General features: G+C 49.4%; 11 protein-coding genes. 9 read left to right on the forward strand and 2 right to left on the reverse strand.

Features of this window, described 5'->3' with window-relative positions:
* Positions 1-119: 119 nt before the first annotated feature.
* A complete protein-coding gene (locus WKI84_RS06700) occupies positions 120-1,145 on the reverse strand; it encodes a glycosyltransferase family 2 protein (RefSeq protein ID WP_337862763.1) in 1,026 nt (341 codons plus the stop codon).
* 272 nt (positions 1,146-1,417) lie between these two features.
* Between WKI84_RS06700 and WKI84_RS06705 the strand changes: the two genes are divergently transcribed.
* The 6 genes from WKI84_RS06705 to WKI84_RS06730 all read left to right on the forward strand — a co-directional run bounded on the left by WKI84_RS06705 (position 1,418) and on the right by WKI84_RS06730 (position 7,530).
* Positions 1,418-2,836 carry a hypothetical protein gene (locus tag WKI84_RS06705; protein WP_337862764.1) on the forward strand — a complete coding sequence of 473 codons (1,419 nt, stop codon included), beginning with the start codon at positions 1,418-1,420 and terminating at the stop codon, positions 2,834-2,836.
* A 337-nt stretch (positions 2,837-3,173) separates the two neighbouring features.
* Positions 3,174-3,470, forward strand: a complete 297-nt coding sequence (locus WKI84_RS06710) for a class I SAM-dependent methyltransferase (protein WP_337862773.1) — start codon at positions 3,174-3,176, stop codon at positions 3,468-3,470.
* 341 nt (positions 3,471-3,811) lie between these two features.
* Positions 3,812-5,665, forward strand: coding sequence for a hypothetical protein (locus tag WKI84_RS06715; RefSeq protein ID WP_337862765.1), 1,854 nt, complete (start codon positions 3,812-3,814; stop codon positions 5,663-5,665).
* A 33-nt stretch (positions 5,666-5,698) separates the two neighbouring features.
* Positions 5,699-6,217, forward strand: a complete 519-nt coding sequence (locus WKI84_RS06720; protein ID WP_337862766.1) for an HAD family hydrolase — start codon at positions 5,699-5,701, stop codon at positions 6,215-6,217.
* Between the two features lie 15 nt (positions 6,218-6,232).
* The gene (locus WKI84_RS06725; RefSeq protein ID WP_337862767.1) at positions 6,233-6,919 is read left to right on the forward strand and encodes a nucleotidyltransferase family protein; all 687 of its coding nucleotides are present in this window, start codon (positions 6,233-6,235) and stop codon (positions 6,917-6,919) included.
* A 32-nt stretch (positions 6,920-6,951) separates the two neighbouring features.
* Positions 6,952-7,530 carry a D-sedoheptulose 7-phosphate isomerase gene (locus WKI84_RS06730; protein WP_337862768.1) on the forward strand — a complete coding sequence of 193 codons (579 nt, stop codon included), beginning with the start codon at positions 6,952-6,954 and terminating at the stop codon, positions 7,528-7,530.
* Here WKI84_RS06730 and WKI84_RS06735 read toward each other — a convergent pair.
* Positions 7,514-8,239, reverse strand: coding sequence for a class I SAM-dependent methyltransferase (locus WKI84_RS06735; protein ID WP_337862769.1), 726 nt, complete (start codon positions 8,237-8,239; stop codon positions 7,514-7,516). The genes WKI84_RS06730 and WKI84_RS06735 overlap by 17 nt on opposite strands.
* A 113-nt stretch (positions 8,240-8,352) precedes the next feature.
* Here WKI84_RS06735 and WKI84_RS06740 point away from each other — a divergent pair, with 113 nt between their 5' ends.
* The 3 genes from WKI84_RS06740 to WKI84_RS06750 all read left to right on the forward strand — a co-directional run.
* The gene (locus tag WKI84_RS06740) at positions 8,353-9,528 is read left to right on the forward strand and encodes a glycosyltransferase family 4 protein (protein WP_337862770.1); all 1,176 of its coding nucleotides are present in this window, start codon (positions 8,353-8,355) and stop codon (positions 9,526-9,528) included.
* Between the two features lie 54 nt (positions 9,529-9,582).
* Positions 9,583-10,521 carry an SDR family oxidoreductase gene (locus tag WKI84_RS06745; RefSeq protein WP_337862771.1) on the forward strand — a complete coding sequence of 313 codons (939 nt, stop codon included), beginning with the start codon at positions 9,583-9,585 and terminating at the stop codon, positions 10,519-10,521.
* A 317-nt stretch (positions 10,522-10,838) separates the two neighbouring features.
* Positions 10,839-13,470 (forward strand): hypothetical protein (locus WKI84_RS06750; RefSeq protein WP_337862772.1); only part of this gene is annotated, 2,632 nt, incomplete at its 3' end.

Below are 13,470 nucleotides of genomic sequence, written 5' to 3' on the forward strand. Positions count from 1 at the left end.
ATGAAGCGTTGAAAAACGGGACCCTGACAGAGTCGCCCAAGACAAAGACCGTTGAATGGTACAAGCACCTGATACAATCCAGCCAGCTGGTGTCAGAGACGGCGCTGAACGGCGTAATGTTATAGCAACAGCAGAAGCTTCATGCACGCTGCAGAAAGGCCATCCAGCAGCTTTTTTGCTGCCGGCGACGAGTCAAAGTAAGGATGGTTTATCTCCATGCTGCATGCCCGGATAATCTGCGTGTCGCTGACTTTGCGCGTGGACTGGATAAGCCTCCTTTCGCTCATTATGCTGCCTAGGTTCTTCCACACGTCAATGCCGGCCGCCAGCTTTTCCCTGAACATCCCGCTTTTGATGCAATAGATTCCCATCGCCACGTCTATCAGCAGCAGGGATGGTGCCAGCACGACCAGCGTTCGCGCCGTGAAATTGCGCAGAACGGATGCCATTCTAGCGCGCTCAAGATAAAAGAACTTTTTCGGCCCAAGCTTGTTGCTGTAGCTCCCTCCCCACTTGTGATAAATAACCGATTCCGGAACTACAAAGGAGCGGATGCCCAAAAGCCTAGCGCGCCAGCCCCAGTTAACATCTTCATAATAGTTATACAGGAGAGAATCAAGCAGGCCGACGGTATCAAGCGCCTCCCTCGTGGCGGCCACGCAGGCGCCAGAGCAATAGAATACCTCCGCCGGCTCTTTCAGGCCGCCCGCCTTCTGGCCGATGCCGAGCGGGAACGAGAATCCAAAAACGTTCATGGTGTTTCCAGCCGAGTTGATGACCTCTGGCCTGTCCATGAAGAATATCTGCGGCTGGCAGAAGGACTTGGGGTTCTCTCGTGCAAAGTTGACGAGCGGCTCCAGCCATCCCGGCGTCACCTTGGTATCGTTGTTGAGCAGAATTATCAGGTCGCCCCTGGCTTCCTTTATCCCTAGGTTGTTCCCGCCTGCATAGTACAGGTTTTGGTCGGATCCAAAAAAATGAAAGGCAGGGAATTTCCGGGCAAGCTTTTCAAGCTCATCCGGATCCGATTCGTTATCGACCACGATCACCTCATAATCAGGATACGTCGTTGCCGTCAACGAATGCAGGCAATCCTCGGTCATGTCATAATCCCTATAATTTACAATAATTATAGAGACGAACATATGGCCACACAAGCCGGTGCTGGATAATCTCTAATTAAAGGTTCTTCGAACCGGGAGCTTTGAATAGGAGTAGATTTTACCAAAAAGGTTGGGAGAGACATGATCGCCAAACTTCTACTTTGACAGAGACCAACTGGCATTGACCCTACTAGAAACAAGATCATTACAATTCAGTTTGTTGAACGCAACTCGGCCGGTGATAGAGTAATATTCATATAATTCACGATTAAAGTTGCATGTAGCGTGTCAGAGTTGGAGAATTAATCCCAAGAATGCCTGGAGAATATGCTGCACAAGTATTTCAAAACGGGACAAACATATGGGCGACTGACGCTATTGGAAACATAATTGACTTTGGTACTTTTGGAACTAATGACGTAAGAGTAATTCAAACAGCACTGAATCAGACAGGTCGGGTGTTTATCGGGAAGGGGATCTACATCATAGATTCGGTGCTCCGAGTACCAAGCAATACTTTCGTTATCGGTGCTGGTATAGGTACTACAATTCTGAAGGTTAAGAGTGGCGTGAATACGGATGTAATATACAATAGCGCCTTTGATCTCATGTACACAAATAGTAACTCCAACATATCAATTGGCAGGTTAGAAGTTGACGCATCGCTAGCAGCAGGCAATGGCACAATAAACTTTCAGTATGTATTAGGACTATGGCTAAGTGATATATGGGTTCACGGTTGCAAAGCAGCCTGCATAACAGCAGATTCATGTTCGCCTGTTACCCTGTTTAATTGCAGAGGTTCAAATACTAGGACACCAAACACCTCTGGTGAAGGCATCGTAGTAGTAGGCTGCAAAGATTTTGTTCTGGTAGGTTGCATGGCTGACAGTAACAATGGTATTTCAGGAATTGATATTGAGGCCGCCGTAACTACCGTGCTAGAAGGAACTTCATTAAATAATAGAGGTCTTGTAAGCGATTGCATAAGCAAAGGTAACACCGGTCAAGGTTGGACTATATCAAACACCATTAGAACAACCTTTGTCAACTGCAAGGCGGTCAACAATCAGCAAGATGGCTTCCAAGTTGCAAGCACATGCTACTTCGTAGGGTGCTCAAGCGAAGATAACTCGACTCAGGCAGCGAACACGTATAGCGCATACCACGTTATAGGATCAGCATATAACGGATCCTTTGCAGCGTGTATCGATCAAGGGAGCCATAAGTATGGCTATCTATTTGACCCTGGCACGTCACACTGGAAAGTCATTTACCCTCATGAGTATTCTGTAGGCACGGCTCTATTCCAAGATAGCAGTACTGGACAAAATAACAAGCTCCTTGCTTGGAACAATACCTCTCAGGAGATTGCAAAGATAAATGCAGATTCCACGTCGCAAGCTATCACAGTAGCGGAGACAAACATAACTACATACTCCCTGTCTGCTAATAGTTATGAGAACATTCTGGTTGAAGCAGACGTAGAAATTACTACGACGACAACATCAACGGCCCAGTCAATAACTATTAAAATCAAGTCAGGAACCACAGTGGTCAAGACATACACAGTGCAGACACGGACTCAGGCTGACAAGATCAACCTACATGTGAAAGGCTTTGTAGTTCAAAAGGCGGCTGCCACTATTGCGATAACAGAATCTGCCCCAGCAGGCGATGCAAACACCACCGCAATTGTAAAGAACCTGTTTGTACAGGGTCTTTATCAGTGATAGTAACGCTAGACAGTGTAGTGTTTATCTTTATCACGATATGTGGCGAAGGTATTACCACATGAACCCTTACTTGATAAAACGCGGTATCAAGTACATGAAGACCGGTGACGTTAAAAGCGCCATTAATTATATCAACGAAAAAAATGCTATCCAAAGCATTGAATGCCCGCGAACATGAGATAGCAAACCTTCTTAACGAATTTAATCAGACTGGCCTCGAAAATATATCACGGAGTTAGTTGGCCGACTAGAAGGCAACCCCACTGGCGCCTTGCTGAATCCTATCGGATTAAGAATACTATATTGCAGTGTAAGATTATTAAGACCAGAAATCATGCTAGAGACTGGCGTCTCAAGTGGTGCATCAACTTCGGTGATCTTGAAGGCGATGGAGCAAAATAGAACAGGACAGCTTACTTCAATTGATTTACCACCTTGGTATGATGTCAAAAATGATCAAATTGATGGGAAGGAGTATCTGGTTTGCGAAAAAGAATCTGGTTGCCTTGTGCCTTATAATCTACGTTATAGGTGGAAATTATACAAAGGTAGAAGCAAAGATCTACTTCCTGCGATTCCAAGAGACTTAGGATACTTGGATATTTTCTTTCATGATAGTGAGCATAGCTAGATAATATGATGTTCGAGTTCAAGTCAGCCTATCCCAAGATACAAAGCGGCGGGATCATTCTCTCCGATAATGCGAGTATGATAAATGATGCTTTTAAAGACTCTGCAATAATGGTTAAACCGGCATCATACAAAATAATCAATGACTTCGGTGTAATTATAAAATAACATTTTGATCGATGGTATAGAAGACGATTGGTCTGCTCGGTTTGTCGCTAGTTGTACAAGTTGTAATAAAGTTCACCGTCTGTTAAAAAAGTACAGACGATTGCCAACTTATTTAACAAAGCCTCGAACCGGTCAAGCTTAATTAGTAAAGTATCCCACTACCGACCTGTGACCGTGCAGCAGAAGAAGGACCGGCTCGTCTTGCTAGAGGAGGCAACCCTTGCAGCAATAATACTGGTCCTCGTCCCACGCCTGCTTTCCCTTCTCAGCATACGGTATTATCCTCTGCTCTACCGCATAGTATATTATGTGAACTATCAGGAGCCGACTTTTGGAAATTTTCTGGTTGACGATGCGATCCTTGCATCCCTCTCTGTCCTGATGCTCTTTCTCGTCTTGCGGCTGCGCCCTTTTCTGCTGTTCGCCGGCGCCCCCTCCGCACTTGCAATAGGCGTCTACCTTACACTGGACAACAGCCTGCTCATCCTTACCGTCTATTCGGTCACAATGGCGCTAGGGTCACTTGCTTCCCTGGTTGTTGCGGCATACAGGCCGCTCTACATGCGGCATAGATCGGTCAGGAAAGAGCGTGTCATGGTCATATTTTTTTTCGTTCTGGTAGCCATAGAGGCAGCCTCCCTTGCCCGGTGGATAGCCTACCCGCTATGGCCCGACAGGATATACGGCAACGCGAGCTGGTTTCCTGCAAAGCTAGAATCCTCAATGTTCCACGCGCTGGGATCGGCCGCGGTTTACCTTAGCCTGCTCCTCCCGTTTGCGTTCCTCATCAGGGCGTTTCGAAGCTACGCTGCGGCGCTGCTGAAAAGGGTGTGGGGAAATACCGGAAAAGTCTCAGCGGCCTACCTTGACAAATACGCACAAGTGGCAGAAAAGAACAGCGTCATAATTCTGGCAGGAATAGCACTCTTTTCGTCGCTTGCGGCTGCAATGCAGTTCCTGCCTTCGATAAACCCCACCGATCAGGCCTTTGGTGTCGATTTTTATGACTATGCGCAGAGGATTGGGGCGCTTGCGCCTTTCTCTGGCGTCCAGCTCGTGGAAAAGGCATACACGGACAATTCGGAAAGGCCCCTCACGATAATTGCCCTGGCCGCGTTCCAGCAGGCCCTTGGCCTTCAGCCACTGATGGCTGTCAAGCTGGTGACCGTGATCCTCGCTCCTCTGCTAGTCATCAGTGTATACTGCTTTGCAGAACAGGCTTTCAAGAACAGGCTCCTCTCACTCCTGATATCTTTTCTCACCGCTACTTCAAGCTACTTTGTCATCGGGCTGTATGGAGGTTTTCTGGCAAGCTGGGCCGCTATAATCGTAATGTTTGCATTCCTGACGCTTGTCGTCAGGTTCTGGAGGACGCCAACTCGTGCGGGCCTGGCAGCTCTGGCTTTACTCCTTGTAGTCATCCTTCTTCTGCATATCTATACATGGACGTTTCTGATACTTGCGATGGGCTTTTTCCTGGCATGGACCTACCTTTACGTCAGAAAAGACAGGTCCAAGACGAAAATCGTCTTGCTCTTGGCGCTGGCCGTCGGGGTCTCGGTGGCTGTGGATCTTGCCAAGATAGCATTTGGCGGCGCCCTGGGAGGGTTCGAGGTTGACCGCAACTTGGTCCAGCAGTCCGTCTCCGGCAACATGTTCGTCTCAAGATGGAGCAACCTGACCTTTGCCGTCAGCACGTACCTTGGAGGTGGCCTGGGTAGCATAGTGCCCCTCATTCTTGCGCTGGTATGGCTTGTCAACGTAAAGTTCAGAGACGATGCAGGCAGGCTGGTCGCCTCCTTCTTTTTTGTGGCCGCCCCTCTGATGGTCTTTGGAGATTATGTAATCCAGTCTAGGCTCCTCTACATCCTGCCGGTCAATATCGCGATGAGCATGGGCGCATACTCTATAGCAAGGAGTTTTCCGGACAGACGTGTTTCGCTTACCTTCCTGTCGTTTGTAGTCCTTTACCAGCTCAACTATGTCATGAGGTCGATAAGCAACTTTTACTTTGTCCTGCCGCAATAACCTTTATACGCAAAGGAGCGGCTGTCCGATACCGTGCCGCCACCGCCGTCCACGCCATACAGGGCAGTCTTCCTTGACCGTGACGGAGTCCTCAACAGGAAAAGGGAGGATTATGTCAAATCGGTGGACGAGCTAGAAGTGGCACCAGATGCAGGAAGGCACCTTGCACTGTTGCAACAAAATGGCTTTATGCTCGTCATAGTGACAAACCAGTCAGCGGTAAACCGCGGCATAATCTCAACAGCCATGCTGGGAAGGATAAATGCGACGCTCCTCCGAGAGCTAGAAGAAAGCTCTGGCTGCAGGATCGATGCCATCTATGTCTGTCCCCACAGGCCGGACGAATCGTGCGGCTGCAGGAAGCCCATGCCCGGCCTCTTGCTCCAGGCGGCAAAAGACCTTAAACTTGATATCAGCGGCTGCTGGATAATAGGTGACAGCGACACAGACCTTGAGGCAGGCGCAAGGGCCGGCTGCAGGGGAGGTATAAAGCTGGATGCCAGCACCGACCTTGCACGTGCAGTCGCCATCATCCTACAGGAGGCCAGCTAGCTGCAGGCTGCAATCTTGGCCGGCGGCCTTGGCACGAGGATCAGGCCAATGTTCCCCGGTCTGCCAAAGCCAATGATTCCTGTAAGAGGCGTTCCTTTTATCGAATACCAGATGGATACGCTCCATTCGCTCGGCATATCCGAGTTTGTCCTCTGTGTCGGGTACATGGCCGATGTCATCATCTCTCATTTTTCCGGCGATGATAGCAGCAACCGCCGACCCTACAGCATACAGTTCTCTGTGGAAAAAGAGCAGCTGGGCACAGGGGGCGCAATAAGAAATGCCCTCCCGATTCTGGATGCCGAGTTTCTAGTTGTCAATGGAGACACGTTTGTGAAATTTGACCTTGCCGGCATGGAGCGATTTCACCGCATAAGCAAATCGGATTGCACGTTGCTTCTGTCAAAGCGGCAGGACACCTCAGACTATGGCACTGTGAGAGTGAGGGGTGATTGGAAGGTGACAGGATTTGAGGAAAAGGGGGTGTCTGCAGGTCCGGCGTTTGTCAGCGCAGGGGCCTACATTGTCAAAAAGGGCATGTTTGAAGGCACGCCTGTAAAATTCTCGTTCGAAAGGGAACTCTTGCCTGCGCTCGTGGACAGGGGCATGGTGTTCGGGTACCCGACACAGGGCCAGTTCGTCGACATCGGCACCCCCGAGAGGTTTCTGGCATTCAAGCAGCAGGCAGAATCGCAGCTTTAATCTTTTTATAATAAGCACCCCCGATTCCAGTCGTGGGGTCTTTCATAGTCGGCGAGATAGAAGAGAGCATCAGGACCAAAACTCTGCTCAAGGCGCATGAATATGAGATAGAAAAAGCTGCGAAAATGATGATATCGTCAATCGGGAAAGGGGGGAAGATAATGTTTTGCGGCAACGGTGGGTCCGCGGCCGACTCGCAGCATATAGCCGCCGAGCTCGTCGGCAAGTTCCTGTCAAAGGAGAGGCGCGCCCTGCCAGCCATAGCCCTCACCACAAATACCTCTATACTCACTGCAATTGCCAACGACTTTAGCTACGAGGATGTCTTTGAGAGGCAGGTTCGAGCCCTTGCCCTTGTAAATGACGTGGTTGTTGGAATCAGCACAAGCGGCAAGTCAAAGAACGTGATAAGGGCAGTAATGGCGGCAAAGCAGATGGGCTGCAAGACTGCCGCCCTGACCGGCTCTTCTGGCGGCGAACTCGCCGCACTTGCAGATGTCTGCATAAAGGTTCCATCAGATAACACCCAGCGCATTCAGGAATGCCATATACTGATAGGACATATCCTGTGCGGCCTCGTCGAAGACAGCATCACTAACGCTTCATCATGAAGCCAAGGGCATAAAAATCAGTGGTCCTGATGGGCTGGACCTCCTGTACCATTTCCGGCCAAGCGTTGTTCCAGGTGATGTCGTCGGATGCCATGACCCCTCCGCTCCTGATGTACGGGTACGCCTCGTGGTATTCGTAACGCATGTTTTGATACGTGTGGAGGCTGTCATGAATGAAGACGTCTATTGTGCCAAGCTTTGGCAGGAGCGCCGGCAGAATATCGCTTGATTTGCCTGCGTGAAATTCCCACCTGTCCTTCAGGTCGTCTGGGACAAGCCATCCTGGCTGCTTGCCGGGGGGAAGCCTCACAAACGGGTCGGTCTCTGGGCTTGCCTTCAAGTCGATAGAATAGAGCCTCCCCTTGCCATTGGCGCTCATGGCTTTGAGTATGACGGCTGTAGAAACGCCAGACGCAACGCCCGTTTCCACCACAATACCGGGCTTGAACAGCCGGATAAACGAGTACATGACCGGAGCTCTTAGCGGGCTCAGCATGGAGCCTGTCTTTATGTTGGAATAGGGCGCGAGCCTCTCTCCAAGCTCCTGCAGGAATCCCGACGAATCAAGTTCGGCGAGTACCGCATCTATCTCTGTGGGATCCCTGCCAAGGAATTCGCCCAGCTTTTTACTCCTGTTCTTGTAATCATAATAGGGCCTGAGCGACCTTTCGCGGAGCAGGAAGCCCACGTACGACAGAATGTTGCCCACCAGTTAGCCATATTATACGAGCAAAATATACTTTGTCAATTATATCCTATATTGTATTGCCTCAGTGTTCCGGTAAGGTATTATAATATCAGCCCAGTGCATGTCCTTACACATTGAAGGTCCTCCTTGTCTACAATGAGAGCACGGTAGAGGGGAAAGGCAATATAGATCTCTTTTCCGTTCAAAGGGAGCTTAAAAGGCTGGGGCACACGCCAGTCATCGTCGCAAGGAGGGATGGAAAAGCAGGGGACGGGATCTATGCCATGTTTCCGGATCCTATGAAGGCGTTTTTCTCCCTGCCACTGCTTGCCAGTCGTATGGCGGGAATAATCCGGCACGAAAAGCCGGATATAATCGTGGCCGAAGGGGGCTGGTACATCCCGTGTCTCATCTCCTTTGCTAACAGGGGCAGGATCCCTGTGGTTTACGTTTTCAGGGGACTTGTACTTGAAGTGCTAGTTGCCTTCCATGCCAAGTCTCTAATAGTCAAGGCCGCAGCAAGGCTGTTCATAGCGATAAATTACAGGATATTCCGCAAGGAGAAACAACACCTCGTCGGCACAAATACCTCGATTTGCAAGTTTTACCGGGAAAGGCTGCAGCGCCCTGTCGAGCTCGTCGGCACCCACCTCATGGACCTTGCCAAGTTCAAGCCGATGAGCGAGGAAGACCGAAAAGCCACAAGGGCCAGGTTTTCTATAACGCTGGAAGGTACTGCAGTGCTTTACTCTGGGGCGATGGAAGAGTGGCACCTCCCCTACCTGACGGATCTTGCAAAAGCCGTCGCCGAGCTCGTCGCGAAAGGAAAGCAGGTGCAACTGGTGGTCATGGGCTGGGGGTCGTGCCGGGACAGGTTCGCTGACAAACTCAAGGAGATCCATGCCCTGTCCCCGTCCTTCTCCAGCGTCATGCTGCCATTCATGCAGCACGAAGACGTACCAAAGATCATAGCGTCGTGCGACGTATGCGTCGACCCGCTGCTGCGGCCCTACCCGATGGATCATGCACCTGCCGGCAAGCTTATGGAATACATGGCCTGCGGCGCATGCGTGGTGACGACAAAAGGATATTCAAATGAAGAGCTGGTGCAGGATCACAAAAATGGGCTCTTGGTAGATGGCACTTATGCAGCCCTTTCTGCCGCGCTGGAAGAGCTCGTGGGAGATCAGCAACTGGTGTGTTCGTTAGGCGCAGCTGCGCGGGAAACCGTGATGATCTACTTTGCTTCAATAAACAAGTCTGTCGCTCTGGAAAGATATTTGAAAAAAGTAGCTGAAGAAGGCGGATAATAGTATATAATATATAATAACTGTTATATTCCCATCCTCCTTTGCATGTAGGAAATGAAGAAGAGTGTTCTGGTCACAGGCGGCGCCGGCTATATCGGATCAATCTTGACGAGAGTGCTGCTCGACGAGGGGTACAGGGTAACGGTCCTTGACAGGTTTATGTGGGGCCAGAACAGTCTGCTTGAATACTGTGCGCATCCTGACTTTTCGGTCATAAGGGGCGACGTCCGCGACGAGGCAGTTCTCAAAAAGGCCTTGAAAGGACAGGACTTTGTGATCCACCTCGCAGCTCTCGTGGGCGCGCCACTGTGCGACTCGGATCCGCTGGCCGCCACCTCGACCAATCTTGACGCATCGAAACTTTTGCTTTCCTTGAGGTCCAAAGACCAAAAAATCCTCTTCCCCTGCACCAATTCTGGCTATGGCATAGGAGAAAAAGGCAAATTCTGCACCGAAGAGACGCCTCTCCGACCCATCTCGGTCTACGGTATAACAAAGGTGGAGGCAGAACGCGCCATACTCGATGCAGGCAACTCTATCAGCTTTCGCCTTGCGACCGTCTTTGGCGCGTCGCCCCGGATGAGGGTGGATCTGCTCGTCAACGACTTTGTCTACCGCGCCATGACGGACCGGTTTGTCGTAGTATTCGAGGGGAACTTTAAGCGAAACTATTTGCACATCCGCGACGTAGCGCGGGTGTTTCTGCATGGCATGAAGAACTTTGACAAGATGAATGGTGAGGCTTATAATGTCGGCCTTTCCGACGCGAACCTCTCAAAGCTGGAGCTGTGCGAGCGCATAAAGAAGCATTTGCCTAATTTTGTATATGTTGAATCGCAGGTCGGCAAGGATCCGGACAAGCGTGACTATATAATCTCAAATGAAAAGGTGGAAAAGACCGGCTTTAAACCCAAATACAGTCTCGACATGGGCATAGATGAGCTGATCAAATGTTATACTATAATCCGGAACAGCAAGTATGGCAATGTCTAGAACCAGGCTCCTGTGCAACTCCTGCGCCACGGGTGCAGACCTAGGATTCAAAACTAAAGAAAGAGCACAGAGCTTTGTGTTCCAGTTTACCTGTTTCATCGTAATGGGCCTGAGCAGTTTCTTGTCCAGCGAAAAACGTCTGCTATCACGAGCGCAAATTCGTATCAAGCAAGCCCGTTTCAGAGAGGCCGCTTCTTTCTCATTGGAGGAATTCCGCATGGAGGCTCGTACAAATCCTGCTGCATGTTACTCTTTTGTCGCGAATAGCACTCTTATCATAAGAGTTAAATCGAGAAGCATGGAAAAACCCCTGACCGATGCCCCTCTCGGAACACATTCCAGATAGCAAAACCCGGGGAGCATTCTATATCTATTTGCCAATAGCGGCGGTCATTGTCAATATGTTTTATATTGGCAATCCAGTCGTAGGCATGGTCGCAGGATCTTTCTTTCTCGCACTCGCAGGTCATCTTCTGTACAGGCGTTTCCTGATGGATGGATTTGGCAGTATATCTACCACGGGGGTTGTTCTTGGGTCTCTCATGTTCCTATTCTTTCTCAGCGCGGTATCATCCGTATTTGTGATTTTTTATAATTTTCCTCCACAAGCGATTGCTGCGCTGTTGATTGCATCTGGAATCCCGCTTTCCTTCCTTGGTGTAAAATACTGGTCTTCTTGGAGATTTCCATTATCAGCCAGAGAATGGCTCACCAAGATATCCGTCATGGATCTAAAATCTGCAGTTCTTTTTTCTACAGCGCTGGCAGTTCTGATAGCTGATATTGCTCTATTGCTCCCTTACAAAATGGAGCTGCCTGCCAAGGTATGGAGCCTGATTCCTATGGAGCACATCTATCTGGTTATTGCTCTTACTCTCCTCACGTCGATTGCAATTGTTGGCAAGTTCAACGTAAAGGTCAAGTTTGCCGTTGTGCTCATCCATGGCTTTGTACTTCAGGCCTACGTCCCATTGGTAGTATCGACCCAGTTCGGCGGCGACACTTGGTACATGATGGGAGAAGTGATACACGCACTTGATCCGAAAAGCAATTACCTAGTAGACCGGTTTTCAGACCCCGCCTTCCCGACCATCCGGATACTCGGCATGAATTTTCCGGAATCGCTGCTTACAGGGTGGGCAAGGGGCGTGGCAAACTCTCTAGCTGTATTCTTTGTCGAGATTTTCCAATTGAAAATCTATGAATCGTGGGTCTGGATAGGACCCCTTGTCTGGCTCTTCTCTTCTAAAATTATCCTTTATAGGCTGGGCAAAAAGATCTCCTCTAATGAACATTTTCCTTTGCTTCTGGCACTGGGCTTTTCATTTTTTAGCACGCTATTGGCACGCGGCCTGTTTACAGCAAAAATTACCGTGTCTTTTCCGCTTTTTCTACTCGCACTTTTGATATGGATGTGGTATATTGTTGATGGAAACAGGAAGGCAAGGAACCTTGCCCTGTTATTTACAGCAATAAGCTTCTTTGGATACTCGCTGTTTGCTCTAGTACTTATTTCCATCGGCATAGCTGCAATACTAATTCGGAATCGTGACAGGATTTTTTCATTCATACCTAATACCCCCATTGCTCGTTATGCAGTAATTGGTTTGCTTTCTGTATTTATGATACTCCTTGTACCGATGGCAGACAACGCCTATGGCTCAAGGTTTAAGATCACTTCCCCTAACGATACCATGTTCTTCTTTCTGGAGTACACCGGCTTTTTGGGGCCTGTAGGAGGTTCGTTTCCCATCAACAGCTGGTTTACCACTCTCGAATGGTTTGCCTTTAGCCAGGTAGCGTTGTGGGCGCTATTTGTTTACGGAGTAGTGAGAAGAAACAATATCGTACCGCGACAAGTACACCTCGCCTTGGTCTGGATCTGTGCTATAGTCTTCTTGAGCTTCTATATCGACATAAATTTCATGACAGCCCCGCATGCCGTAGGCAACTATCTTCGCTCTCTGGTAGACCTCTTCAGACTTCCGTTGGTGATAATAGGTATAATAAACGTGGTAGACTATATACGGGCCGCGAAGGCAAAGGCTGAAGGAAAAACCTTCTCTTCCTTAAAACGGGATGTGTTGGATATGTTTGCATCTCGCGCCCTGCTCGTTATTCTCTTTATCATCCTTATAACTAGCGCTCATACAATAGAAACCGGCACCCTGTGGCTACCGCAGAGCGATGTCCTTGCGGCACAATATATAGCAAAGACACCTGAAAAGTATGTTGTAATAAGCAATTTTGAAAATACATTTCCTGTCTATGCATTTACAGGGGGTGAAATTGACGGTGGAGGTTTTCCAACGACAGTCATACTTGGCACCGCGACCGACATACCCACTCTTTCCTACTATAGGAATATCATAGCCCCTGGAAGCTCGCCTGAAGATATCCTTCGGCATGCCGCCTCGGCGGCCGGCACCTGCTCTGTATACGTGCTTTTTCCGGCAACCTATCAAAACCCGGATCTTTTCAACAAACTCTCGTCAATAGCAAGCTCGCCTCGTACATTCGATGCAGATGCAACTTCGACACTTTTCAAGTTTGGGGGGATTGACAGATCTGGAGCTCCACCACGTTTGGGCGACTTAAACGTGGTGGTGGGAAGGACGGACTTTGACCCTGTTACGAGACAACTGATTTCCGAAGTAGTACTCCAGAACAACCGATGTGACATCCCCCTCGTCGTGGGCTTGAAATGGACGGTTATGGACTCCTACCGAGTCTTAGGAACTGTGGAAGAAGTCATCGAACTTAAGCCGTTTGAAACTAAACGCGTGGGATCAAGCTTTCCAGTGAACAATGGCGCAAATTACCAGGTGGCAGTAGAAGCATTTAACCTTGACAACACTGCATATGCGAGTGTACCGGAAGGGCCGAGATACATCCAGATCCATGTGCAGGACGAGCAGGGCAACCCGGTCCCTGCCACCATTTCCGGCG

This window comes from Nitrososphaera sp. (genome assembly GCF_037447015.1).
Taxonomy (GTDB): domain Archaea; phylum Thermoproteota; class Nitrososphaeria; order Nitrososphaerales; family Nitrososphaeraceae; genus Nitrososphaera.

Bases quoted from the DNA above. Each gene is read 5' to 3' on its own strand.
- WKI84_RS06700 (WP_337862763.1), bottom strand. From the start codon at position 1,145: ATGTTCGTCTCTATAATTATTGTAAATTATAGGGATTATGACATGACC.
- WKI84_RS06705 (WP_337862764.1), top strand. From the start codon at position 1,418: ATGCCTGGAGAATATGCTGCACAAGTATTTCAAAACGGGACAAACATA.
- WKI84_RS06710 (WP_337862773.1), top strand. From the start codon at position 3,174: ATGCTAGAGACTGGCGTCTCAAGTGGTGCATCAACTTCGGTGATCTTG.
- WKI84_RS06745 (WP_337862771.1), top strand. From the start codon at position 9,583: ATGAAGAAGAGTGTTCTGGTCACAGGCGGCGCCGGCTATATCGGATCA.